This is a genomic window from Phaeobacter porticola (assembly GCF_001888185.1).
GTDB lineage: Bacteria > Pseudomonadota > Alphaproteobacteria > Rhodobacterales > Rhodobacteraceae > Phaeobacter > Phaeobacter porticola.
On sequence record NZ_CP016364.1, the window covers coordinates 1710758 to 1736698 of the forward strand.

At 58.0% G+C, this 25941-nt stretch carries 20 protein-coding genes and 2 tRNA genes; 8 read left to right on the forward strand and 14 right to left on the reverse strand.

Translation table 11 applies throughout. The annotated features are described in order from the left end of the window. The first annotated feature begins 296 nt into the window (after positions 1–296). Positions 297–371, forward strand: a tRNA-Asn gene (locus tag PhaeoP97_RS08275). Positions 372–560: 189 nt separating this feature from the next. Here the strand turns inward: PhaeoP97_RS08275 and PhaeoP97_RS08280 are convergent. From PhaeoP97_RS08280 to PhaeoP97_RS08310, 7 genes are read right to left on the reverse strand one after another with little or no spacing between them, the layout of a single operon-like run. Beyond that, positions 561–1814, reverse strand: coding sequence for an AGE family epimerase/isomerase (locus tag PhaeoP97_RS08280; protein ID WP_072504675.1), 1254 nt, complete (start codon positions 1812–1814; stop codon positions 561–563). Between the two features lie 23 nt (positions 1815–1837). Then, positions 1838–2905, reverse strand: a complete 1068-nt coding sequence (locus PhaeoP97_RS08285) for an ABC transporter ATP-binding protein (protein WP_072504676.1) — start codon at positions 2903–2905, stop codon at positions 1838–1840. A gap of 11 nt (positions 2906–2916) precedes the next feature. Then, positions 2917–3768 (reverse strand): carbohydrate ABC transporter permease, encoded by an 852-nt coding sequence (locus tag PhaeoP97_RS08290; protein ID WP_072504677.1) that lies wholly within the window; start codon positions 3766–3768, stop codon positions 2917–2919. A gap of 10 nt (positions 3769–3778) precedes the next feature. Next, the gene (locus PhaeoP97_RS08295) at positions 3779–4729 is read right to left on the reverse strand and encodes a carbohydrate ABC transporter permease (protein WP_072504678.1); all 951 of its coding nucleotides are present in this window, start codon (positions 4727–4729) and stop codon (positions 3779–3781) included. Further along, on the reverse strand, positions 4711–5967 hold the full coding sequence (locus tag PhaeoP97_RS08300) for an ABC transporter substrate-binding protein (protein ID WP_072504679.1): 1257 nt from the start codon (positions 5965–5967) through the stop codon (positions 4711–4713). The genes PhaeoP97_RS08295 and PhaeoP97_RS08300 overlap by 19 nt, the downstream gene beginning before the upstream one ends. A 38-nt stretch (positions 5968–6005) precedes the next feature. Next, positions 6006–7157, reverse strand: a complete 1152-nt coding sequence (locus PhaeoP97_RS08305) for an aminotransferase class I/II-fold pyridoxal phosphate-dependent enzyme (RefSeq protein ID WP_072504680.1) — start codon at positions 7155–7157, stop codon at positions 6006–6008. Further along, positions 7150–7896: a FadR/GntR family transcriptional regulator gene (locus PhaeoP97_RS08310; protein ID WP_072504681.1), complete on the reverse strand. Its 747-nt coding sequence runs from the start codon at positions 7894–7896 to the stop codon at positions 7150–7152. The genes PhaeoP97_RS08305 and PhaeoP97_RS08310 overlap by 8 nt, the downstream gene beginning before the upstream one ends. Before the next feature lie 416 nt (positions 7897–8312). Between PhaeoP97_RS08310 and PhaeoP97_RS08315 the strand changes: the two genes are divergently transcribed. After that, positions 8313–9410 carry an MFS transporter gene (locus tag PhaeoP97_RS08315; protein ID WP_072506370.1) on the forward strand — a complete coding sequence of 366 codons (1098 nt, stop codon included), beginning with the start codon at positions 8313–8315 and terminating at the stop codon, positions 9408–9410. Between the two features lie 73 nt (positions 9411–9483). Here the strand turns inward: PhaeoP97_RS08315 and PhaeoP97_RS08320 are convergent, their stop codons facing one another. The 6 genes from PhaeoP97_RS08320 to pdxH form a co-directional block, all read right to left on the reverse strand. Then, entirely contained in the window at positions 9484–10239 is a 756-nt protein-coding gene (locus PhaeoP97_RS08320) for a GNAT family N-acetyltransferase (protein WP_072504682.1), read from the reverse strand. Between the two features lie 265 nt (positions 10240–10504). Beyond that, a complete protein-coding gene (locus PhaeoP97_RS08325) occupies positions 10505–14143 on the reverse strand; it encodes a vitamin B12-dependent ribonucleotide reductase (RefSeq protein ID WP_072504683.1) in 3639 nt (1212 codons plus the stop codon). A gap of 782 nt (positions 14144–14925) precedes the next feature. Next, positions 14926–15002, reverse strand: a tRNA-Pro gene (locus tag PhaeoP97_RS08335). Positions 15003–15045: 43 nt separating this feature from the next. After that, positions 15046–15567, reverse strand: a complete 522-nt coding sequence (locus PhaeoP97_RS08340) for a DUF192 domain-containing protein (RefSeq protein ID WP_072506371.1) — start codon at positions 15565–15567, stop codon at positions 15046–15048. An 8-nt stretch (positions 15568–15575) separates the two neighbouring features. Beyond that, positions 15576–16112 carry a cold-shock protein gene (locus PhaeoP97_RS08345; protein ID WP_072504685.1) on the reverse strand — a complete coding sequence of 179 codons (537 nt, stop codon included), beginning with the start codon at positions 16110–16112 and terminating at the stop codon, positions 15576–15578. A 117-nt stretch (positions 16113–16229) separates the two neighbouring features. Then, positions 16230–16835, reverse strand: coding sequence for a pyridoxamine 5'-phosphate oxidase (gene pdxH / locus PhaeoP97_RS08350; RefSeq protein WP_072504686.1), 606 nt, complete (start codon positions 16833–16835; stop codon positions 16230–16232). A gap of 166 nt (positions 16836–17001) precedes the next feature. Here pdxH and fabI point away from each other — a divergent pair, with 166 nt between their 5' ends. The 6 genes from fabI (at position 17002) to trpE (ending at position 23999) form a co-directional block, all read left to right on the forward strand. Continuing rightward, positions 17002–17820, forward strand: a complete 819-nt coding sequence (fabI, locus tag PhaeoP97_RS08355; RefSeq protein ID WP_072504687.1) for an enoyl-ACP reductase FabI — start codon at positions 17002–17004, stop codon at positions 17818–17820. Between the two features lie 86 nt (positions 17821–17906). Continuing rightward, positions 17907–18521, forward strand: coding sequence for a LysE family translocator (locus PhaeoP97_RS08360; RefSeq protein ID WP_072504688.1), 615 nt, complete (start codon positions 17907–17909; stop codon positions 18519–18521). 50 nt (positions 18522–18571) lie between these two features. Further along, entirely contained in the window at positions 18572–19075 is a 504-nt protein-coding gene (gpt, locus tag PhaeoP97_RS08365; RefSeq protein ID WP_072504689.1) for a xanthine phosphoribosyltransferase, read from the forward strand. 202 nt (positions 19076–19277) lie between these two features. Continuing rightward, complete coding sequence (locus tag PhaeoP97_RS08370) at positions 19278–20468, forward strand: aminotransferase (RefSeq protein ID WP_072504690.1); 1191 nt, start codon at positions 19278–19280, stop codon at positions 20466–20468. A 162-nt stretch (positions 20469–20630) separates the two neighbouring features. After that, complete coding sequence (locus PhaeoP97_RS08375) at positions 20631–22472, forward strand: peptidylprolyl isomerase (RefSeq protein WP_072506372.1); 1842 nt, start codon at positions 20631–20633, stop codon at positions 22470–22472. A gap of 15 nt (positions 22473–22487) precedes the next feature. Then, positions 22488–23999 carry an anthranilate synthase component I gene (gene trpE / locus PhaeoP97_RS08380; protein WP_072504691.1) on the forward strand — a complete coding sequence of 504 codons (1512 nt, stop codon included), beginning with the start codon at positions 22488–22490 and terminating at the stop codon, positions 23997–23999. Positions 24000–24135: 136 nt separating this feature from the next. On the opposite strand, the gene PhaeoP97_RS08385 is transcribed toward trpE, so the two are convergent. Then, entirely contained in the window at positions 24136–25797 is a 1662-nt protein-coding gene (locus PhaeoP97_RS08385; protein WP_072504692.1) for a divergent polysaccharide deacetylase family protein, read from the reverse strand. Positions 25798–25941: the final 144 nt, after the last annotated feature.

Consider the following 25941-nt stretch of genomic DNA (forward strand, 5'->3'; position numbering starts at 1 on the left):
AGGATGACGCCCGACATGCGCTGCGCGACCATGATCTGTCGTGGCGCTGCACGGGGCCAAATGGCTCTTCTGACCATTTTCTTGTGGGGAGGCAGATCCCCTTATGAGAGCTCCCACATCTTTAGCCTAGCACATCTGCGGGATCGGAAGTAGGTGCGCCTCAGCCAAGATTGACCGCTGTTTTGTTTGGTGTGGTTCGCGGCGAAAGGCCAGGTCGCCCGCGCTGAAAAAAATCGCAAAGCGGCGCATTTTTCCTCTGGACGCGCCAGATTTCACGCCATATATCAACCCCACATTCCGGCGTAGCTCAGCGGTAGAGCAGTTGACTGTTAATCAATTGGTCGTAGGTTCGATCCCTACCGCCGGAGCCAAAAATTTCAAGGGCTTAGCGTTTTTCGCTAAGCCCTTATTTGGTTTTAGCCAACGCACCTCAATGATCCGCCGTGCAAGGTATTCGACACTATTTGAATACCCAGCACCATCTTCCAATCTACACTCGTGGCCCGCTCAGCGCGTGCGAGCGATACCAGAGGATACATCCGAGAGACGGTGCCGCGCTCTTAGGGCAGCAGTGGCGTTGTGGTTGTTTTCAAACCCGCGACATGGCTCATCTGAGTGGCACCAAGGGGCAACAGGCAAGCTTGTAGTGAATGATAAATATCGGGTTTTCCGTTAAAAATCGTCCGCGTCACCTGCCCTTGCGGGTCGATTTCCGGGTACCACCCCCCATGATCTTTGTCGATAAAATGTGTCTCGGCAAAGTGCCATAGTCGCCTGTACCACAGCTCATCTTCAGGGCGCGCCTCCAGTTTGATCAGCGTTGCGACCGCGCCAATGGCTTCGGTCACGGGCCACCAAAAACGATTGTCCATCGCAACCTTGCCGTCAAAATCAAGCGTATAGGCAAATCCGCCATCAGGCAGCCAGGCCTCTGCCAGTGCACGTTCAATCAGCAGGCGGGCACGATCGGGCGCAGTGTCATCGCGCCGCCCCGTCAGATCCCAATGCTGCAACAGCAGGCGACCCAGCTCAAACGAATGGCCCGGCGTTGTACCGGCCGGGCGGAACATCGGATCCCCTGCATAAGCCTGATCAATCTGCCAACCCTCGGTATAATGCTCTGGCAAACGCCAGCCATGCTGCGGCGCGATGTGACCGATGAAGAAGTCCAGGATATGACCCGCACGGGTCAAAAACACCGTCTCCCCCGTTGCTTCATAGGCTGTCAACAGCGCCTCCACCCCGTGCATATTGGCATTCATACCCCGATATGTTGAAAACGGCGTCCAGTCCCGGTTCCACTCATCCGCGAACCGCCGAGCAGCTGGCTCCCAGAACCGTTTGTCCAATACCTCAGCGACGTCGCTGAGCAGTGCATCGGCGTCAGGGTGACCCGCCAGTTTCGCAGTAGATGCGGCCAGTAAGACAAAGACATGGCCATAGGCCAGCTTGCGATCATCGGCGACGTCGCGCTCCGACAGCGCCCAGAGATATCCGCCGTGGGTACTGTCCTTATGATGACTGTTCAGATAGGCGATCCCATGGTCAACAATCCGGTCCGCATCCGCATAGCCACAGATATGGGCAAGCCCATAAGAATGCACCATCCGTGTCGTGGTGTGCAGCTGCTGCTTCGTATCTGCTAGCGGTTGACCTGTAGCATCCAAGGTGTGAAACCCCGGCCCTTCGCCAAGGCTCGCCGCAAAAAAAGCCAGTTGCCGCCTGGCATCTGCACGCAGAAAATCCCGGTGATGCGGATCTTCCAACCAGAGGCCGGGCGCATCCAGCGCTCCGACTTGGGGTGACGTGGTCATAGCACTCTCCTTTGTGCTGGCGCTTACGCCGCGGGCCGGAGGGCAACGCCCTTGGCATCAAAAATATGCGCGTTCTGAGTTTGGACGCGCAGGCCAAGCCGATCCCCGTTGCGCACGGGGATATTGCCATGTTTACGAACCAAGAGTGGCCCCAAACCTTCGACATTGGCATAAATATTTGTGTCCGATCCCAAACGTTCGACCACATCGGCGACCGCTGTCAGATCGCCCTCTCCAGGGTTTACCACATCCAGATGCTCTGGCCGGATCCCCAGATCGACAGCCGAGGTGGTGTCGCGCATATGGTCCAGCGTCAGCATCATACCGTTCCTGGCCATGATACCACTGTCAGCCCCCGCTACGGGCAAGATGTTCATTGTGGGTGAGCCAATAAACTGGGCCACGAACTTGTTGGCGGGACGCTCGTATAGATCAAGTGGGGACCCCACCTGCTGAATGTCGCCGCCGTTCAGCACAACGATACGGTCGGCCAGTGTCAAGGCTTCGACCTGATCATGGGTAACATAGATCATCGTCGCCCCCAGCTGCTGGTGCAGCCGCGCGATCTCCAGCCGCATTTCAACCCGCAGGGCGGCATCCAGATTGGACAGCGGCTCATCAAACAGGAACGCGCGGGGGTCGCGAATGATCGCGCGTCCCATGGCAACGCGCTGACGTTGACCGCCAGACAGCGCCTTGGGCAACCGGTCCACCAGTTTCGACAGGCCAAGCGTCTCTGCTGCTTGGGCGACACGGGACTTGCGTTCCTCGGCGGGATCTTTGCGGATCTCCATGGAGAAACCCATGTTTCGTGCCACATCCATATGCGGATAAAGAGCATAGGATTGGAACACCATCGCAATGTCGCGATCACGGGGGCGCACATCATTCATGCGCTCGCCGTCGATCTTGAAGTCACCGGCGGTGATCGGCTCCAGCCCGGCAATCATCCGCAGCAGCGTGGACTTGCCGCAGCCAGAAGGCCCCACCAGCACGATGAACTCCCCGTCCTGAATATCAAGGTTGATGTCGCGCAGGACTTCCACCCCGCCGTAGCGTTTGACCACATCTCTCAGTTCGATACGTGCCATGATCGGGCCTCCTATCCTTTGACCGCGCCGGACGTGAGGCCCTGCACGAGGTAACGTTGAATAAAGATGAAAAACAGGCAGCTTGGCACCAGCGCCAGCACGCCGGCCGCCATCATCTGTCCCCAGTCCACCGAGAATTTTGACACGAAGGTCAGCAATCCCACGGGGAAAGTCATCGCGTCATTCTTCGAAATCAGCATCAGGGCAAACAGCAGCTCTGACCAGGCGGCGGTAAAAACAAAGCCCAGCGTCGCGCCCAGTCCCGGCAGCGTCAGCGGGAACACCACGGTGCGCAGCGCCTGGAACCGCGTACAGCCATCCATCATTGCCGCCTCTTCCAGATCCTTGGGGATCCCATCAAAAAATGACTGCATCAGGAAGGTTGCAAACGGGATATTGAAGGCGGTGTAGACGACAATCAGCGACGTGAGCGAATTCAGCAGGCCAAGGCCGGCAACGATTTTGTAGATCGGTGCAATGATCATCAACAGTGGGAACATCTGAGTGATCAGCATCACTGCGATGATGATCCGCTTGCCTGCAAAGACAAAGCGTGAAAAGGCATAGCCCGCCCCGGCGGCGATCAGCGTGGTAAACAATGCTGTGCCCAGCGACACCGTTAGTGAATTGCCGAAATAGGCCAGGAAATCCGTCTCAAACAGGACCGTGGCAAAGTTCTCAAAGGTGATCGCACTGGGCACCATTCTTGTGCCCTCTGAATAGATCAGCGTATCGGGTGTGACGGCGATCTTGGCGAGCCAGTAAAGCGGGAACAATGCAAAGCCCAGATAGAACGCAAGAGCGGCGTATTTGCCAAGCGTCATCGCCGGGTGGCGTTGTGCAATACGTGCAGCGGTTGCCATGGGTGTCTCCTCAGATCTTGACCAGCCGCTTGCGTATCCACAGCAGGATAACAGCATAGGCCAGCAGGATGATCAGCAGCGCCACCGCGACGGTCGAGGCATAGCCAAAGTCCAATTTGCGGAACGCAGTAGTGAAAATATAGGTCGACAGGATCTGCGTGGAATTGGCCGGTCCGCCCCCCGTCATCACAAAGATCAAATCGGCAAAGTTGGCGATCCAGATTGTGCGCAGCATGACGGTGATGGCGATCATCGGTGCCAGAAACGGCAGCGTGATCTTGGTGAAACTCTGCCACGGGCTGGCACCGTCGATCTCTGCGGCCTCATACAGCTCACCCGGAATGGATTGCAGTGCGGCCAGCAAAGTGATCGCGAAGAACGGCACACCAAACCAGATATTGGCAGTGATAGGGCCCCAGATGGCCAGATCGGGATCGCCGAGAATATTATAGGGCTCAGACAGCAGCCCCAAAGCGGCCAGCCAATGCGGGATAGGCCCGATCACCGGGTTGAACAGCCATGCCCAGGTCAGCGCCGACAGGAATGTTGGCACAGCCCAAGGAAGGAACACCAGGGCCTGAAACAGTTTCTTGCCAAAAAACTGCGTGTTCAACAGCATCGCCAACCCCAGCCCAAGGAAAAACTGAAAGCAGATCGACCAGAAGGTCCAGAAAAATGTGTTCTCCATGGCGATCCAGAATTTCCGGTCCGTCCAGAGCTTTTGATAGTTGTCAAATCCCACCCAGCCAGTTGCAAAGGGGTTGAGAAGTTCAATCGACTGAAAGGAATAGGAAATCCCGACAATCAATGGGATCAGCATAACAGAGCAAATCAGTAGGATCATCGGCGACAGATATAGGAAAGGCTCAACCATATACTGCCAGTAGAGCGAGCGTCGTGCCCCGGTTCCCCCGGGCACAACGTTTTTCTGGGCGCGCGCAATCACTGCTTCGCCTGCCATTTGGCATATTCAGCGGTCAAAAGATCTGCCCATTCGTCTGCCAGATCCTGCGCACTGCGCTGACCCAACAGGGCCTCCTGGCTGGTTTCCAGAACCACGGTGCTGCCGAAATAGCCCCATTTCTCCAGATAGGTCGGCATGCTGGTCGGCTCATACTGCGCGCCGTTCAGTTCCTTGAACCAGCCGGCGTACTGCTCGGTCTGGAAATAGGGATCCTGATCCGCGCCTTTGTGCACCGGGATCACGCCAACGCGCTTGGCCCAGGTGCCATTGGCCTCGGGTGCAGACAGCGCCGCCACCAGATCGAACGCCTCCTCTTCATGTTCTGTCGCGTTAAAGATAGACCAGCCAGCAAATCCAATTGTCGGGAAGGCCTTACCCGAGGGGCCGACCGGCATCGGAATCACGGCAAAATCCTCGGCTGGCATCCGTTCAGAGATCGCGATCAACGCATCCGGGTCTTGATCAAGGAAGGCGCAAGTGCCGGAATAGAACCCTGCAACGATCTCGTTAAAGCCCCAGCTGACTGAATCCTTGGGGGCATAGCCCTTTTGATACATGTCGAGCAGGAACTGGATGCCTTCGACCGAGCCGGGCTCATTCATGCGGCTTTTGCCATCTTCGGTGAAGAATTCATTGGTGCCATTCATGGCTGCGGCCATCATTACCCAACCATTGGTGCCACCGGGGCCGCCACGCAGACAGTAACCGGATTTGCCATCCAGTTCCGACACCGCAGCCGAAGCCGCCATGAACTCAGCCATTGTTTCCGGCGGCTCGACTCCGGCTTCGGCCAACAGTTTCTTGTTGTAGAACATCGCCCGCAGATAGAACCCGTATGGGATCATATAGAGATCGCCAGACTGACTGCCCATCGCCACCGTCTTGTCGGTGAGGGTCGCACCATGTTCCCAGCCTGCAACGTGATCCGTCAGACTGGCCAACTGACCAGACCCCGCATAAAGCGCCTGCCAAGTGTCTGGCATTTCGACCACATCGGGAATGTCCCCCCCGGCCACCATGGTGGCGAGCTTTTCAAACGCCTGCCCCCACGGCAGACTGATGATTTCAACAGAGACATCGGGATTGGCGGCCTCAAACCCATCTACAATCCCTTGAAGCACCTTGGTGCGTTCTGGACTGGTGATGACCTCGACCAGTTTCAGTGTTGTCTCGGCATAGGCGGCAGAGCCCATCAACATGGCTGCCGTCGTAATCCCTGTCAGAAATTTTTTCATTTTACCCTTCCCTTATGTTTACTTTGAGCACTGCTGGCTTAGCGAGCGCCCGTCGTGAGGGCAGATGTGAAATCCGCCCAAAGGTCCTCGGCCTCCTCCAGCCCGAGGTTCAACCGAACGAGGTTCGGCGAAACACCAAAACGTTGCATCGAGTTTTCCTCCCCGATCTGCGCCAGCCCAACACGCGCGGGCAGGATCAGGCTTTCAAAACCACCCCAGCTGACGCCCAGTCGAAAATGCTTCAGCGCATTGGAAAACGTCGGAATGTCGATGCTGTCGTCGAACTCAATCGACAGCAAACCGGACCGACCGGTCAGGCCGGGCACGTCATTTGGCCCCGGTGAATGCACCCTGCGCACCTGCGGCAGCGCCGACAGACGATCAATGAACAGATTAGCGGTTGCCTCATGCTGGCGCATGCGTACCGATAGTGTCCGCAACCCTCGGGTCAGCAAGAACGCTTCGAACGGGGCCAGTTTGCCCCCCAATAGCGAGAGCGTCAGGTCGCGGATCTGGTCGATGTGTTTTTGTGAGGCCACCACCACACCCGCGACGGTATCGGAGTGGCCTGAAATATATTTCGACGCTGAATGCAGAACGATATCGACACCCTGCGTCAGCGGTTTTTGAAACACCGGGCTGGCCCATGAATTGTCGATCATCGTCAGCACATCATGCCGTTTGGCATGTGCCGTGACCTTGGACAGGTTCAGGGGTTTGAACAGGATCGAGCTGGGGCTCTCAAGATAGGCAAGCTGTACGCCCTGCAACAGATCGGGGTCGTTCTCAAACTGCTCAGCGGAAAAATAGTCGACCTCGACACCAAACGGGCGCAGGATCCGCTCCATAAAGCGATAACTGTCCGGGTAGACATGTTCGACGCAGGCAATTCGGTGCCCCGGCTTCACAAAGGCCAGCAAAGTCGATGAAATCGCCGCCATCCCCGAGGCAAAGCCAACCGCCGCCTCACCCTGCTCTGCATCGGCCATCAACCCCTCAAATGCGGCAACGGTCGGGTTTTGAACACGGGTATAGATCGCCGTATTGCTGCGTCCGGCCATGCGATCTTCAAAGGCCTCATAGCTGTCAAAGGAGAACAGCGAGCTTTGCACGATTGGCGGCGTGATCGCGCCGTTTGCATTGCCCAGAACCGCTGACATCAGCGTTGCCAGATCCAGACCCTCAGTCATTGCGCGTCTCCATCATCCTTTTCATTGATTTGCGGATCTCATCCTCGACCAGGTCCAGAATTGCCGCCATAATCCGAACCGCCTCTGTCTCGTTACCGGCGACCACGGCCTCGGCCAACGGCATGTGCAGCGGGATTGAACCTTCACCGAGCTGCGTCATCCCAAAGGGGGCTTCATACACTTCGTTGAATGCGTGTTGGATCTGCTGGATCAGCTGGCCAAACAACGGATTGCCACAAGTCTCTTGCAGCGCTTCATGAAAGCGGTAATCCGCAGCGCGCCAATCCTGCCCGGCTTCAAAAATCGCCATCAGTTCGCTCACCCGCCCCAAAATGACGCGGCTGGCTTGTGGCGTGACATTGCGTGTGGCCAGCCGCACGGTTTCCAGTTCCAACGGACGCCGCACCGCGTGGGTCCGCAGCAGACTCTCCGCTTCCAGCTTGACCGTGACCGGCAGATGAATGGCGTTCGACATCACCTCGGTTGCCAGTCGCGTGCCCGCCTTTTTGTTGCGCGTCACAACGCCCATGTTCTGCCAGGCCGTTAACGCCTCGCGCACTTTGGCTCTGCCCACCCCCAGTTGACGCGCAATATCGATTTCGGTCGGCAGCTTGTCACCGACAGTCAGCCCTTCGACCTCGATCATGCGGGTCAAAGCCTCCAACACGTCGCGGCTGCTGCTGCGGGGGGGCAGCGCCGTCATGCTGCCAATCGCTCGTTTAGGGTCACTCGCCGTCATGCTTGCCTCATATCCTGCCCGGCGAATTGCCCGACATTCTGCGTCTAAAAAATCATGCCATTAATGTCCTACATTATCAACTTTATTGTCCTACATTATTATTTGTTTATATTCAGTATGATAAGATGATTGAGGTGCGAAATCAGGCGCTCCCGGTTGATCAACTTCAACCTTCATCGCGCCATTTCATCATGCCCCTCGCACATAGTTCCCATAGATTCGCGGCGGATCGAGTAGCGGGATGCGGCCAAGAATGCGATGGCTATAAGCCTCACTTGATCTTGCGCGCACAAGCGATCTGCCCCAACGTGCCGCGACTGCCCTACGCAAGTGAGATCAGCCAAGTGCGCCCAATCAATCCAGAACACGCCCCCACCGCCAGACCGTTTCGCACGCCGCGAACTGCGGTGTCAGCGATGTTCGCGTTAAACGGTGCACTCTTCGGTATCTGGGCCTCACGGATACCGGCTGTGAGCGAAATCCACGCGCTGACACCGGGCGGTCTGGGGCTGTTGCTGTTGTTAATGGCGGCCGGGGCAATTTTGTCGTTCCCACTGGCTGGGCGCGCGGCAGATCGTCTGGGTGCCGCCTTTGTCACCCGCCGTGTTGCGCTGGCCTATGTATTTGGGTTGATCCTGCTGGCGCTCGCGCCCAATCTGGCCACGCTGGCGGCGGCCTTGTTCGTCTTTGGTGCCGCCCACGGCAGTATGGATGTGGCAATGAACACATGGGCCACAGAGGTCGAAACCCGCGCAGGACGACCGATGATGTCCTCCTTTCACGCCATGTTCAGCTTTGGCGCCGGGCTTGGGGCTTTGTCCGGATATGGCGCGGCCACTGCCGGGGCGGACATCCCGTTGCATTTCTTGGTGGCCGGCGCGGTTGCAGCGGGGCTGACGCTCTATCTTGCGAATATCCCTTGGGTTGGGAACCCTCCACCTGGCAAGGACAGCGCCAATGCCAGCCTTTTTCCGCGCGGTGCCTTGCTGACAGTTGGCTTCGTTGCCTTTTGCGGAGCGGTCGGCGAAGGGGCCATGGCCGATTGGAGCGCGGTCTTTTTGGTGCTGACCACCGGTGCAAGCGAAGCGCATGCAGCCCTTGGGTTTGCTGTTTTCTCCATCGCCATGGTCGCCGTCCGGCTGATTGGGGACCTGATCGTGGCACGGATTGGGGCGGTATCGGCGGCGCGATTTGCCGGGGTCAGCGCGTGTTTGGGCGCATTGATCGCGGTTGGGTTTGGCAACTACGCGGCCGCGCTGCTTGGCTTTGCCTTGATGGGGACTGGTTATGCTCTGATCATGCCGCTGGCTTTTAGCCGCGCTGCAAACGATCCAGAACTGCCCGCCGGCACCGCAATCGCCAGTGTCGCCACATTTGGCTACGGCGGCATCCTGATCGGCCCACCCATGATTGGCTTTACGGCCGAAGTGCTGTCTCTGCCTGCAGCCTTCGTTATTCTAGCGGTCCTCTCAGGTTTTATCGTTATATTCTCAACGGTTCTAAAGCGTAGTTAAACTATGAATTTGCGCGAGAAGACTAAGTTTGAACGATCCCTTGATCAACTCAGCGCACTGAGCGGACCCAGGGTCAATTCGGAGTGGTTATCTGAACAAGTCGGTGCTCGGTAACGAAGCCTGCCTTCTCCAACGCGGCTTTCGATGCAAGATTGGTTTCTGCGCATCCACAGATCGGTCGCTTGCCCTCGCTTTCCAGCAAGTCTGCTAGCTCTCCGACAATTAAACTGGCGAATCCCTTGTTGCGCTGACTTTGTCGAGTGACAACTCCGATATCAACGACATGACCTGATCCATCAACTGGTATCATGACGCCGTTTCCGACCATTTGCCCGTCACTGAACCCGATCCACAGCCCGCCGGATTGAAAGATCTGCTCGATTTCATCCATGCTGTCATAGAAATCGCGCCCAATGTCCCAAGCCTCGAGTAGATCGGTTGACCGGGCCCTAACCAATTGGAAGTCATCAAAATTGTCCAAAAAAACTTGGTTTCTCTTGCGAAAGAGGAAACCGGTTTCAACCAACGTCCAACCGAGTTTCTTAGCGGCATCAAGCAGCACATGATCAAATGACTTGCAAAGAGCCTTCCTGAAAGGTCGCTGCTGGATAAGGTTGGATAGACGAAGCCACGCGTCGTCACTGCCCATCGTGTAAAATTCTACGAGAGCACCGCCTCCAAAGACGGCATATCCCTCGCCTGGACATTCCCAGACTTCACCTGATCTTACCATCTCTTCAAGAAACCATTCCTGCGGTTCTGACAGGGATTGGAGATAGCGGTTCCGCAGTGTCTGAGGCAGATCCTGAACTTGCACATATGCACTCATACGCAATCGTTACGCTGATCAGGTACCGGGAGCAACACGTCTGTTAGCGGCTCAAAGCGGATCACCAAGGCCTGGCTTACCGTCAAAAAGAAAAAGGGAGGCGCTGTGGCCTCCCCCTCTAGGTGCACGGATCAGGTGGTTCTTGTTACCGCCCGAGGTCTTTGCCTGTGTCCCGATCCGTGTCGGGATGAGCGCACCCACCCCGTGTCCCTGACCTGCGTGCTCTTGCAGTTACGCCGGTCATATTCCTTTACCTAGCAGGGCCTTAGCTACAGCCAGAGGTGCCGCCGCAGGTGTTGCACTTCATACAGGTGCCATTGCGCACCAGCGTATAATTGCCACAATCGCCGCAGGCCTCTCCCTCGTAGCCCTGCATCTTGGCCTTGGCGCGCGCATCCATACCGCCAGCCACAGCCGGAGCCGCAGACGTCTCAGGCACCAGGGATTGCAGCGCCGACACCGGGTCACTGCCGCCCGCCAACATCTCGGCCTGGCCGCCCTGTAGAACCACCAGCTCCTGTGGCAGACGTTTGCGCAGGTACCCGGTCGAAGAGATCTGTTTCAGCACCTCCAGCGAACGGGTTGCGGCGGTTTCGCTCAGTTCGGAGACGTTAGAGACGCCCTCTTCCTCACCCCGGCCCAGATCGTCAAAGCTGGCCCCCTCCGGTTTGACATGCGCCAGATCGGTGCGATCCAGATAGCTGACAGCCAGTTCGCGGAACACGTAATCCAGAATCGAAGTCGCGTTCTTGATGCTGTCATTGCCCTGTACCATGCCGGCGGGTTCAAACTTGGTGAAGGTAAAAGCGTCCACGAATTCCTCCAGTGGTACGCCATATTGCAGGCCAACTGACACCGCGATGGCAAAGTTGTTCATCATCGCCCGGAAACCAGCACCTTCCTTGTGCATGTCGATGAAAATCTCGCCAAGATTGCCGTCTTCATATTCACCGGTCCGCAGATAGACCTTGTGACCGCCGACAACCGCCTTTTGGGTATACCCCTTGCGGCGCTGGGGCATCTTGGTGCGATGCGATTTGATGATTTCCTTGATGACGACCTTTTCGACAATTTTCTCGGCGAGAGTCACGGCTTTTTCCTGCTGTGATCCGCTTTCCAGAACCTCGGCGGCCTCATCATCATCCTCAACCAGCGCAGCTGCCAAGGGCTGGCTCAGCTTGGACCCATCGCGGTACAGCGCATTGGCCTTTACGCCCAAGGACCAGCTGAGTTCATAAGCCTTCTGACAATCCTCGATGGTGGCGTCGTTCGGCATATTGATGGTCTTGGAAATAGCACCCGAGATAAAGCTCTGCGCGGCGGCCATCATCAGGATGTGGCTATCAACTCCCAGATAACGCTTACCTTTTTTCCCGCACGGGTTGGCGCAATCAAAAATGTGGTAATGCTCTTCCTTCAGATGCGGCGCACCTTCCAGCGTCATTGACCCACAGACGTGATCATTGGCCGCCTCGATCTCTGTTTTGGTAAAGCCGAGATGGCGCAGCAGGTCGAAGGTGGGGTCATTCAGCTTGGGAGTTGGGATGCCCAGCACGCCGGTGCAGAAATCCTCTCCCAAGGTCCATTGGTTGAACACAAAGCGGATGTCAAAGGCCGATTCCAGCGCACCGTCCACCTTGGCCAGCTCGTTCGGGCCAAACCCGTGCCCTGCAAGTGATGTGTGATTGATGGCCGGCGCATTGCCGATGGATCCGTGACCCACAGCATAAGAAACGATTTCCTCAATCTGGGCAGAACTATAACCCAAGCCTTCCAGCGCCGCAGGCACCGAGCGATTGATGATCTTGAAATAGCCGCCACCAGCCAGCTTTTTGAACTTCACCAGTGCGAAATCAGGTTCGATCCCGGTGGTGTCGCAATCCATCACCAGACCAATGGTGCCAGTCGGCGCCACGACAGTGGCCTGGGCATTGCGGTAGCCATGACGTTCGCCCAGCTCCAGCGCCTCGTCCCAGCTGCTCATCGCCAGTTCCGCAAGTCGCGGATCGGGGCAATTGGCGCTGTCCAGCGGCACAGGCTTTACGGCCAGTCCTTCGTAGCCATCAATGGCGCCATGGGCCGCAGCCCGGTGATTGCGGATCACCCGCAGCATGTGGCTGGCGTTGTCCGCGTAACGTGCAAATGGGCCCAGCTCCGAGGCCATTTCAGCCGAGGTCGCATAAGACACACCTGTCATAATCGCAGTCAACGCACCGCAAAGCGCACGGCCCTCGGCGCTGTCATAGCCATACCCCATGTTCATCAACAGGCCGCCGATATTGGCATAGCCAAGACCCAAGGTGCGGAAGTCATAAGACCGCTGCGCAATTTCCTTTGACGGGAACTGTGCCATCATCACCGAGATTTCCAGTGTCACGGTCCACAGACGGCAGGCATGCATATAATCCCCTGCCTGGAACTCTCCCCCCTTAAGGAAGGTCAGCAGGTTCAGCGACGCCAGGTTGCAAGCGGTGTCGTCCAGAAACATATATTCCGAACAGGGGTTTGAGCCACGAATATCGCCGTCCGCCGGACAGGTATGCCATTCGTTCACAGTGTCGTGGAACTGGATGCCGGGATCGGCACAGGCCCAGGCCGCATGGCCCACCTTTTCCCACAGATCCCGCGCCTTCACGGTTTTGGCAATCTTGCCATCAACCCGGTTGATCAATGGCCAGTCGGCGTCTTTCTTGACCGCGTACAGGAATGCGTTGGTCACCCGGATGGAGTTGTTGGAGTTCTGACCCGAGACAGAGCTATAAGCGTCGCTGTCCCAATCTGTGTCATAGGTCGGGAATTCGATCGAGGTGTGACCCTGCTTGGCATAGTCCAGTACGCGCTTCACATACGTTTCTGGAATTGCAACTTTTTTCGCCTCGCGGATCGCTTGCTTCAGACCGTCGTTCACCGCCGGATCATACGCGTCGGCCTCGGCCCCATCCCAGCTGCGGATCGCTTCAAACAACCCGTTCAGCATTTTTTCATGCATCTTAGAGCCGGCAACGATAGAAGCGACCTTCTGCTCTTCGATCACTTTCCACTCGATGAACTGCTCAATATCCGGATGATCCGCATCCACAATCACCATCTTGGCAGCGCGACGGGTCGTGCCACCGGATTTGATCGCACCCGCAGCCCGGTCGCCGATCTTGAGGAACCCCATCAGGCCAGAGGATTTGCCGCCACCAGACAGGGATTCACCCTCACCGCGCAGATGGCTGAAGTTGGTACCGGTGCCGGAGCCATATTTGAACAGGCGCGCCTCGCGAACCCACAGATCCATAATGCCGCCATCATTGACCAGATCATCGCTGACCGATTGGATAAAACAGGCGTGCGGTTGCGGATGTTCGTAGGCGCTATCGGATTTCGTCAGCTTGCCGGTTTTATAGTCGACATAGTGATGCCCCTGGGCCGGACCGTCGATGCCATAGGCCCAGTGCAGCCCCGTGTTGAACCACTGCGGGCTGTTGGGCGCGGCGCGCTGGGTCGCCAGCATGAAGCGCATCTCGTCAAAATAAGCGCGCGCATCCTCTTCGGTGGAGAAATAGCCCCCTTTCCAGCCCCAGTAGCACCAGGCACCGGCAAGACGATCAAACACCTGTTTGGAGGACGTTTCACCGCCAAACTCCACATCATCCCCTGCCGGAACTGACCGCCACAAGAACTCAGGCACACCCTTTTCACGAAGCTTTTTCAGCTTCTGAGGCACCCCTGCTTTACGGAAATATTTCTGTGCGATGACATCACTTGCGACCTGGCTCCAGCCTGACGGTACTTCAACGCCCTCCAGACGGAACACAATGGTGCCGTCGGGATTGCGGATCTCCGACGTTGCCGGAACAAAGTCCAGATCGGCATATGCGTCCTGGCCAGATTTTGTGAATTTCCGTTCAATCTTCATGCCATCTGCCTCTTTTTTGCAGTCATACTGTCACAAATCACGCCTTTTCTGACGCAGCCCTCGGTGTCGATCTCGGCAAAGAGCCATCCTGCGCATCCAAAAATAGATACGAGCAGAGCCAAAGCTCCAAAGATTGCCAGCAATTTTTTGCTTTGCTTTTTCCTGGTAGAGCGCGGGGGGTAAGCCACCATATCTTGTGTTGCGCCAACCGACGTACACAATTTGACGTATTCGGGCCTACTGGGTCAACAGCGTTTTTAGACTTTGATAACCATCTTTTCCGTTGACGATAGCCTAATGCTATGAGGGTGGCGTGGAACAAGCGATTCAATCAAAAAGACCAGCCGGAAAATTTATGCGCACCCCATCCGCATTGAAGGCGAGAATTCTCCATGACAAGAGGGGTTTGCACCACCTGTTCCCCGCTAAGTACTGCCGTCAGGATTTGGATCATTTGCATTTACTCAACCCTTCCGAGGGTTGAGGATTCACAATACTCGCTCATGCTTCCGTGTCGTAAGACCGCAGATTTTCTCCATGCTGATACGAAGCCCAAAATCAAATCGACGCCAAAGCGCAGCAACTGGTTAACGGTCCCTTAACGTGTCAGGGTAAATCCTGGTTTTGGTCACCCCTTGGAAACCAAATCCGAATCTCTAAGCCACGCGTGTCGGGGCTGAGACCCGCCTATGTCAGTCGCTGACATACCCCTAGGAACGCGAAACGCCGACAGCCTCAAGAGAGGACATGTCGGCGTCTACGTAACATCCATCAGGATGAAATGGTCGGGGCGGCGAGATTCGAACTCACGACCCCCTGTACCCAAAACAGGTGCGCTACCAGACTGCGCCACGCCCCGGACCGTGCGCCTTCCTAGCGCTGCCAATCTGATTTGAAAAGCCCTAACAGGGCCAAATTGCGCCTGTTTCTGAAAAAACTTCATGGCGCAGCTCACTGCCGACGGAAATCCCATAAAGTGCGGCCAATCCACCGTTGATTTCCAGCACTGCGAACACATTGTCGCCCCCCGGAATCGGCGTCAGGTCGCCAGGAATCGCACGGTGGTGAATCTGGCGAACGGTGCCAGTGGTATCGACAAACAACATGTCCAGTGGAATTAAGGTGTTTTTCATCCAGAAGCTGGCGCGTTGAGGTGCCTCATAGACGAACAACATACCATGGCCGCGTGCCATATAGGGACGGTGCATCAGCCCCTGCGCGCGTTCTTCGACGGTATCTGCGATTTCAACGGCAAACTGCGCCTGCCCCCAGGGGCCACGCAGGCTTACTTGATCACGGTGGCAGGCAGTATCGGCCCGCCCCGCATCCGCTGCGACAATCGCCGCACCAGATATCATACAAAGCGCGGCGGCTCTGGCTCCTGTCGTCAAACTGTATGACAATCGGGTCCAGAGGCTGCGCATCATGTAACTTAGTCCCGCTGTTCCAGAAGGGCTGCTTCCCAGGCCAGCACCTCAACCGCCATGCGGCCGCGCTTGCCATCAATCACTCGCATTCCCAGCGCCTCGCCCGGTTGCAGTTCCGACAGCCCCGATTGCCGCAGCACTTCAACATGCAAGAAAACGTCCTCATCCCGGCCAAATACATTGGCAAACCCAAACCCTTTACCTTTGTCGAACCATTTGACGCGCGCAGGCACCAAGGGTTCGGAATAAAGCGCATCGGAATCCAGTTCGGCAAAATCGCTGAGAACAGGGCTGTCGTCGCGTACGGGCGGTGTAATGGAAAGCACCTCAACCGCCTGCACACCACGGTCGGTCTGGTGGGTCACCAGCTCTACCTCTGCCCCATCCGCGACGGAGCTTTGTCCGAAGTTACGCAACACATTTACGTGCAGCAAGATATCCGGCCCGCCATCGTCAGAAACGACAAAGCCGAATCCTTTGGTCGGGTCGAACCATTTCACCAGCCCGCGTATCTGATGCAAACTGCTCAAGTCTTCTGCCACTGCCGTAGTCCACCGTATTCTTCAGTTTTAGTCTTTAGGTGATGCTCTATTCTCGGATCCGAGTTCAACCCAAAAACAGACGCCAATATCACAATTCTGCTATTTCACGAAAGTGACCTAGGGGCACAAACGATCAACCGTCCAAAGCGCTTCGAGGGTTTCACGCCGCCACACAAAGCGATCATGCAGCCGAAATGCCCCATCGGCCCAGAACTCGATTTCCACCGGTGCCAGGCGAAATCCGCCCCAAAATGGCGGACGATCTGGGTTTGAGCCCTTGGTCGCCGTTACCTTGGCCACCTCGGCCATCAGGGCGCCGCGGCTGGACAATGGGCGTGACTGCGCCGAGGCCCAGGCCCCCAGCCGGCTCTTGAGAGACCTGGACTTATAGTATTCATCCGCTTGCGGGCCGTTCTCACGGGTGATGATCCCACGGGCGCGCACCTGACGACGCAGCGATTTCCAATGCATGACAAAGGCGGCCTTGCCCGTGCTGTCCAGTTCCTGCGCTTTGGCGCTTTCGTAGTTGGTATAAAACACAAAAGCGGCCGCCTCGATCTCCTTCAGCAGGACCATCCGGCAATTGGGCAGGCCATCGGCATCCACCGTTGACAGCGCAATAGCGTTGGGATCATTGATCTCGCTCTCTACAGCCTCGTTCAGCCAGCTGCGGGCGATGGCAAATGGATCGTCTCCGGCAAAGATCCCGCTGCGATCGGACATGGCGCACCTCTTGGTCTATTTTTATCTGAGTTGGCTGGGCGTTTTACGCTTGGCTGATGGTACCCTAGGTCGACAACCCACCGACGACAAGAGACAGCACCCTTGAAGCGCCCCGCGGGACAGACTAAACGTCGTCTAAATAGAAGATCACAGGCGGAGAACCTGCATGTCTAGTCAACTGATGGCCGGCAAACGTGGCCTCATCATGGGCCTTGCCAATGACAAATCCATCGCGTGGGGCATTGCCAAAGCCTGCGCCGACGCTGGCGCTGAGCTTGCGTTTTCCTACCAGGGCGAGGCCCTGAAGAAACGCGTCGACCCGCTGGCGGCGCAATTGGGCAGCGATATCGTCCTGCCCTGCGATGTGGCCGATGAGGGCTCTGTCGATGCGCTCTTTGCCGCTTTGGAAGAAAAATGGGGCAAGCTGGATTTTCTGGTGCACGCCATCGGCTTTTCCGACAAGAACGAACTGCGCGGTCGCTATGTCGATACCACGCGCGGCAATTTCCAGATGACAATGGATATCTCGGTTTACTCCTTCACCTCGGTGATGCAGCGCGCCGAAAAGATGATGTCCGAAGGCGGCAGCGCCGTGACTCTGACCTACTACGGCGCCGAACAGGTGATGCCACATTATAATGTCATGGGTGTGGCCAAGGCGGCGCTGGAAGCATCGGTCAAATACCTGGCTGAAGATCTGGGTAAGGACGGCATTCGTGTCAATGCGATCTCTGCCGGTCCTATCAAGACGCTGGCCGCATCTGGTATTGGCGATTTCCGCTACATCATGAAATGGAACGAGTTCAACTCGCCCCTGCGCCGCAATGTGACCATCGACGATGTTGGCAAATCAGCCCTTTATCTGTTGTCCGATCTCTCGTCCGGGGTGACTGGCGAGAACCTGCATGTCGACGCCGGATATCATGTCGTCGGGATGAAAGCCGTCGATGCCCCTGACATTGATGCCGCAACCGGTCGCAAATAGCCGTCTGAGACGACGCGACCGGACTGGACGCTTTGTGATCCAGTAGGCGCGCGGCAACGCGCGCCTCTTGAACGACAGGATCCCGCATGACATTCGCCGCATTCATAGCCTCTGTGCTGCTTTGCTTGATGGCAGCCATCAGCCCAGGACCCGCTGTCCTTATGGCCGCACGAGTCGGCCTGGCCCGTGGCTGGCGCAGTGGCCTGGCGCTTGCCATCGGCATCGGAACTGGGGCCGTAGTCTGGGCATCAGCTGCGTTATTTGGCCTGAACCTTCTTTTTGACTACGCCCCCTTCCTATTGACCCTGCTAAAGGTGGGTGGCGCCCTGTTCCTGATCTACATGGCCTGGCACATGTGGCGTCATGCCAGCGAGCCGATGTCCGAAGACGGCAACAACCAATTGCCGCAAACGGCTTTTGCGGCCTTTCGTCTTGGCATTGTCACGCAGCTGGCAAATCCAAAACCCGCCGCTTTCTTCGGTGCGGTTTTCGTCGGCACGGTGCCTGAAGGCAGCAGCGCAATGGCGCTGGCAGCGCTGCTAATGTGCATTTTCCTGGGCGAAGTCACCTGGAACACCCTCGTGGCCCGTATCTTCTCCTTTGAGAAAACGCGGCGCGGGTATATCAATCTGAAACATGTGATCGACCGGATTTTTGGTGGCCTGCTGGCTGCACTCGGCGTCAAGATCGCCGCAATATAACGACAATAGTTCTATCCTAGGCTGCCAGATCCAAGCAGGAGCATCAAGCAATGACAGACCGTTTGCCTCATGAAAAAGGCTTTCATATTTCCTGGGACCAACTCCACCGTGACAGTCGCGCACTGGCCTGGCGTCTGGATGGTCAGGGACCTGACAATGGTGCATGGCGCGCCGTTGTCGCCATCACGCGGGGTGGCATGGCCCCCGCGATGATCGTCAGCCGAGAGCTGGATATCCGCGTGGTCGACACCATCGGAGTCAAATCCTACCATCATCAGGATCAGGGCCGCGCCGAAGTGTTGAAAGCCCCCGACGCCGAGCTAATGGGCGACGGCGAAGGTGTGCTGATCATCGACGATCTGGTCGACAGTGGCAAAACTCTGGAGCTGGTGCGTGACATGTACCCCAAGGCGCATTTTGCCACGGTCTACGCCAAACCCAAAGGCCGTCCCATGGTTGATACCTTCATCACCGAAGTCAGCCAGGACACTTGGATTTTCTTTCCTTGGGACATGGCTCTGCAATATGTAGAACCCTATCGCGGCACCGATTGATCTCTGCGGATCGCAAGGGCGGTCCTCCCTCTCGTCACCGCTGATCAAGACGCTCGTTCGAGGGCGTCTTTTTCTTTTGCGCGCAAATGTGGGGTGTCCATTCGCCTGACAGCTTACCCGACGGCGGCCAAAGCCTCTTGCAAAACCTGTGAACTTGCGGCGGAGTGGCCCGAGCAGGCGCCGACGCAAAACAGGACCACCCATGTCACAGGCTTCATTTCCAAACGCTCGCACCCGCGACACCTTTGTCTCGCCGATTGTCGAATCCCGGCGCTGGCTTCAGGGCCTGAACTTGCCGCCCGAGATGCCGTTGCTTAACCTCAGTCAGGCCGCACCGGCTGATCCCCCTCCGGAGGGCCTGCGCCGCGCGATTGCAGAGGCGGCCCTGACTGACGATAGCAGCCATCTTTATGGCGCCGTGCTGGGTCGGGATGAGCTGCGCGCCGCTCTCGCAAACAAGATGAACCGTCACTACGCGGCCGATCTTTGTGCAGCGGAGGTGGCCATCACCTCTGGCTGCAATCAGGCGTTTGCTGCCACCATCGCCGCCCTTTGTGGTGAGGGTGATGAGGTGATCCTGCCCACACCTTGGTATTTCAATCATAAAATGTGGCTCGATATGCAGGGCGTTGTCACCACACCTTTGCCGGTCGGCGGCGCAATGCTGCCCTGCCCCAAGGCTGCCGCAGAGTTGATCACCCCCCGCACCCGCGCCATTGTGCTGGTGACCCCCAATAATCCCTGTGGCGTCGAATACCCAGACGGGCTGGTCCGCCGGTTCTACGATCTGGCCCGTGCGCATGGCATCGCGCTGATTCTTGATGAAACCTACCGCGACTTTGACAGCCGTGACGGCCCGCCCCATACGCTGTTTCAGGATCCGAACTGGTCGGATACGCTGATCCACCTTTATTCCTTCTCCAAGGCCTATCGGCTGACCGGACACCGTCTTGGCGCGATTGCCGCGCATCCGGACCACCTGTTTGAAATGGAGAAGTTCCTCGACACTGTCGCAATCTGCCCGGCTCAACTGGGGCAGACGGGCGCGCTTTGGGGCTTGCAGAACCTTGACGCCTGGCTGGCAGGTGAGCGGCAGGAACTTCTGAACCGCCGCGCGGCAATTGAGGCAGGCTTCGCGCCCTTGGCGACCCGCGGTTGGCAACTGTTGGGATGTGGCGCTTATTTTGCCTATGTTGCTCATCCGTTCGACATCCCTGCCGAAGATCTGGCAAAACGCCTGGTCCATGAGGCCGGACTATTGATGCTGCCCGGCACTATGTTTACGCCCGAAGGGGATCCAGCTGGCACGCGCCAGTTCCGCATTGCGTTTGCCAATGTGGACACCGGTGGGATCAAAACCCTCTTCGACAGGCTGTCCAACTGGACCCCCTGAGTGCGGTAAACTCCCGCTCTTACCACCTCTAACCCCCTCTGAACGCTGGCACGGACCAGTCGTCCCTTGCCCCTGATGGGGTGGCAGCGTATTCAGAGCCACAACATTTTAGCATTCCCGGCTGCCACTGCGCAGTTCGGCGACCGGCAATACGAGGACATCATGGCCGCAGGCATGAAAAAACTATCAAAAACCTTCGTCTGGATCCTGATGGGGATGCTGATTATCGGCCTTGCAGGCTTTGGTGCGGTAAACTTCACCGGCTCTGTCACGTCAGTGGCTCTGGTGGGCGACCAAGAGGTCTCGGTTGATGACTACGCCCGCGAATTGCAGCGTGAACAGCGTGCGCTTGAGGCGCAGACCGGCCAGCGGATGCCCATCGCGCAGATGACCGCCCTTGGTCTGGACCGTGTGGTGTTGGGTCGCTTGATCGCAATCGCAGCTCTGGATCAGGAAAGCGCCGATCTTGGCCTGTCCATCGGAGATGAAAACCTGCTTGACGAAATCAGCCGCATCCCGGCGTTTCAGGATGGCACCGGCAGCTTCAACCGCGACAGCTATCAATATGCGCTCGACAATATCGGCCTGAACGAAGCAGAATTCGAAGCAGACCTTCGCCGTGAATCCGCCCGCACGCTGGTGCAGGGCGCGATCATGGCCGGGACAGAAATGCCCGACACTTTGCGCGACACACTGACCACATATGTTGGAGCACGCCGCAGCTTTGACTGGCTGACCGTCAGCGCCGACAACCTGGCCCTTACAGCGGTTGAGCCAACCGAGGAAGAGCTGCGCGCCTTTTATGACGCCAACATCGCTCAGTTCACCCTGCCCCGCACCAAAGTAATCACCTATGCCGCCCTGCGCCCAGAGGCTCTGGTGGACGAAATTGACGTGGACGAAGCCGCACTGGAACAGCTGTTCAATGACCGCAGCGACCAGTATCAGGTGCCGGAACGCCGTCTGGTTGAACGTCTGGTCTTTGCGGATACCGACGCCGCTGCCAGCGCCAAAGCGCAGCTGGACATCAATGGCACCACATTCGAAGCGCTTGTTGCGGATCGCGGCCTAAGCCTCCAGGACGTGGATCTTGGCGATGTAACCATGGGCGATCTGGACGCCGCCGGTCAGAATGTCTTTGCCGCCGAAGTGGGTAGTGTTGTTGGCCCGCTCGACAGCGATCTTGGCCCGGCGTTGTTCCGTGTCAATGGGCGGCTTGAGGCCCGCATCACCATATTGGATGACGTCAAAGACGAGCTGCGCGCCGAATTGGCCACAGACCGAGCCCGCCGCCTGATTGAAACCCGCGCCGAGGATATCAACGATCTTTTGGCTAGTGGCGCCACATTGGAAGAGCTGATCGACGAGAGCGGCATGGAGCTGGGCACAATCAATTGGCATCAGGGCAGCACCGATGGCATTGCTGCCTATGATGGTTTCCGCGCCGTCGCCTCCACCGTCAGCGCCGAGGACTTCCCCGAGGTGGCCTTCCTCGAGGATGGAAGCCTCTTTGCCATCCGTCTTGATGAAGAGCTTGAGCCGCGCCCCGAACCCTTTGCCGACGCTCAGGCCAAGCTGCGCGCCGCATGGCAGGAGCAGCGCGTGAAAACCGCCCTCAACGCCGAGGCGGAACGTCTGGCAACTATTATGCGCAATGGCGAGAGCCTGCCCGAGGGTCTGAGCCTCACGTCGGAAACCGGGCTGACACGCACCGCGTATATCGACACTGCGCCACAGCAACTGATGGCCCGTGTCTTTGACCTCTCGGTTGGGGATGTTGCCGTGGTTGCAGATGATACGGCCACCACCGTAGTGCGTCTGACAGAAACCCTGCCTGTTGCGGAAACGCCCGAAATGGCCGCCCTGTCCGAAGCAATGGGCACCCAACTGGATCAGGCCCTGGCGCAGGCATTGTTTGAGGCCTTTGTACAAGACGCACAGACCCGCGCCGCGCCGCGTATCGACCCGCAGGCGCTGAACGCCGTGCAGGCGAACTTTCAGTAACCAAGGCAGACACCGATGGCCCTGACCCCCGATTTCGACACCTTCGCCAAGGCCTATGAGGCTGGTGAAAATCAGGTTGTCTATACCCGCCTTGCAGCGGATTTGGATACGCCCGTCTCCTTGATGCTGAAACTGACCGGCACTCAAAAGGACGCCTTCATGCTGGAATCCGTGACCGGCGGGGAGGTGCGTGGGCGTTATTCCATCATCGGCATGAAACCGGATCTGGTCTGGCGCTGTCATGGGGAGCAATCCAGCCTGAATCGCTCAGCGCGGTTTGATGCCGATGGGTTCGCCCCACAGGACGGAAACCCGATGGACAACCTGCGGGCCCTAATTGCAGAAAGCAGGATCGACCTGCCTGATGATCTGCCGCAGGCTGCGGCCGGCCTGTTCGGCTATCTCGGCTATGACATGATCCGCCTGGTGGAACATCTGCCCGATGTGAACCCTGACCCGCTTGGTCTGCCCGACGCGCTGATGCTGCGGCCCTCGGTGATTGCGGTGCTAGATGGCGTCAAGGGCGAGGTCACGGTGGTCTCCCCCGCCTGGGTCAGCGATGGCCAGACCGCGCGGGCCGCCTATGCCCAGGCTGCTGAGCGGGTGATGGATGCTGTGCGGGATCTGGAACGCGCCATGCCTGCTGAAACCCGTGATCTGGGAGAACCACGCGAAATCGCGCCACCGGTCAGTAACTTCACCAAGAGCGGCTATATGGAAGCGGTGGAAAAGGCCAAGGACTATATCCGGGCCGGCGATATCTTTCAGGTGGTGCCGGCACAGCGCTGGACACAGGATTTTCCCCTGCCACCTTTCGCGCTCTATCGATCCCTACGTCGCACCAACCCTTCGCCGTTCATGTTCTACTTCAATTTCGGCGGCTTCCAAGTGGTGGGCGCAAGCCCGGAGATCCTCGTCCGTGTATTCGGGGATGAGGTCACGATTCGACCCATCGCAGGCACTCGCCCGCGTGGCGCCACGCCCGAGGAAGACAAGGCGCTGGAACTGGACCTGCTGGCTGATAAGAAAGAACTGGCCGAGCACCTGATGCTATTGGATCTGGGGCGCAACGATACTGGCCGCGTTGCCAAGATCGGTACCGTGCGTCCGACCGAAAAATTCATTATCGAGCGCTACAGCCATGTAATGCACATCGTCTCTAACGTTGTTGGAGAGCTGGCCGAGGACAAGGACGCGCTGGACGCGTTTTTTGCCGGAATGCCCGCAGGCACCGTCTCCGGCGCGCCCAAAGTGCGCGCAATGGAGATCATCGACGAGCTGGAGCCGGAAAAACGCGGCATCTACGGCGGCGGCGTCGGCTATTTCTCCGCAGGCGGCGACATGGACATGTGCATCGCGCTGCGCACCGCCATCGTTAAGGATCAGACCCTATATATTCAGGCCGGGGGTGGCGTAGTCTATGATAGCAACCCGGAGGCGGAATATATGGAGACTGTCCACAAATCCAACGCCATCCGCCGCGCCGCTGCTGACGCTGCGCGCTTTACCGGCAACGGCAACAGCTAGGATCAATCACTTTCGGGTGCTCAGGGCTTGGATTTGCCACTGGGCTGACATCTATTCGACAGCACGCCACTAAAGTCAAAAAGGCGCCCCTCCATCAGAGGGGCGCCTTTTTCATAACTTTGATTGATTGCTCAGTTCATTCTTGTTCCAACTTCGCGCGCAAACTGGCCGAAACAGGCGCCAGAGCGACCCGGTTTGCGCGGTCCTGCAAGCCCCAGATCAGCAGCGCCGAAATTGTATCCGGCTGCACGCGCCCCAACATGATCACAGCGCCCTCCTGACCGGCACGAAAGGCCGCCTGATCCAGAAAGCGCCTGATCGCGCGCGGATCCTGTCCCGCACCGTCAAAATCCCGGAACACCACACCTGCCGGCATGCCATTGCGCAGTGCCAGTTTCTGCACTGTGTTCAGCCCGGCATCCTGTGTCACCATCCCGTACCCCATGGCCCCAAGCGCTTCGGCAACCTGATCGGCCAGCGGGCGATTGCCTTGGAAACCGGTTTCGACCCCTTCCAGCACCGCCACCGCTTCTGGCACCGACGTCAGCCAAACCTGCAGCGCTGTTTCGGCATCCTGCGGGCCTGCATCGCGGGGCAGATCAGCCAGCAGCAACACCTCAAACCCGGCTTTGCGATGCGCGGCCATTTTCTCCGCGACACGCGGATCTTCCGGATCCAGTGCAAAGCTCAGTGGATAGGGGAAATCCTGTAACGCCTCAGCGCCGATCCCATCTGCGTCATCAATCAAAACGATGGACATCAGCGCTCGATCGTCCACAGAGGCAAACCGTTCAGCATTTTCCACAAACGGCACGTCATTCGGACCAGCGGTTGCCTGCGCCCCTGGCGTGGGCCGGTCTGCGCCGTCCCGTTCTGTCAACGGAACCACAGGGGTGCCAATACGCGGAGAGGCGAGGTTTCCAGGGTCGGCAGCGCTATCATTCGCGGTTGGCAGATCCGCGGTGCGCCCTGTTGACGGCGTGGTCGCCACATCCGTTTCTGTCTCGTTGGCCTTTTGCTGATCCGTGTTGTTGTCCGGTTGCGTTCCGACCCGCACCGGGGCTGCGCGACCCAAACCGGGCACAGCTGGGGTTGCCGTCACATCCGGTGCAGCCCCCAGTGTTGGTCCCTCGGTACCGCCAACATCCAGCCCGGCCAAAGCCGGACCGCCACTGGCCACCTCCGGTACAGGTAGACGGGTGTCTGCCCCCGTTTCGTTTGTTTCGGTTTCATTAGCCGGGTCCGGGTTTTGGTCACCGCTGAGCCGATCGGTCGGCTGCTCTTCGGGTGAAGCAGGTCGTGCATCCCCCCCGATCGCAGGCCGCGTGCCGCTTACGACGGGCTGTGGTGGCTGTGCCGGTTCGGAAGCAACCACCAGCTGCTGTTCCTGACTGGGTGCATTTGGCGCTGGCAACGCTTCGACCGGAGTGACCGGCGCATCACGGGCGACATCAATCGCAGGCGCACCCAGACCACCGGGGGCATCACGATCCCCGCTGTCCAGTTCCGTCCCGACGTCGGGGCGACTGGCCGGATTGATATCAGCATCGGCGAGTGCGGCCAAATCGTCCCCCACCACCTGCGGATCCAGTGCTGCTGGTGGGGTTTCAACCAGATCAGGATCCGCGCCAGACCGTTCAACCGGCGTTTCGTCCAATGGCGCCAGCACGTCAGCACGTTCCGGTTCTGCCACGCTTACCTCGACCGATTGCGGCAATGGAACCGACAGCGACCACACCAAGGCGCCACCTGCGGCCACCAAGGCCCCGAAACTCACGCCTCCAAGAAACCCTCGCATCTATCTCCTGCCTCTCGTTGCCTTCTGGAACCGGTTGCTTTCTGTTGGTCAGGCCAACACCGTGAGACATACGCGGGGCCCTAAGCCCCCAGCTGCCGGTGATGTGCTCTTGACGCTGCCGCGCAACCCTGAACAAGTATGTTG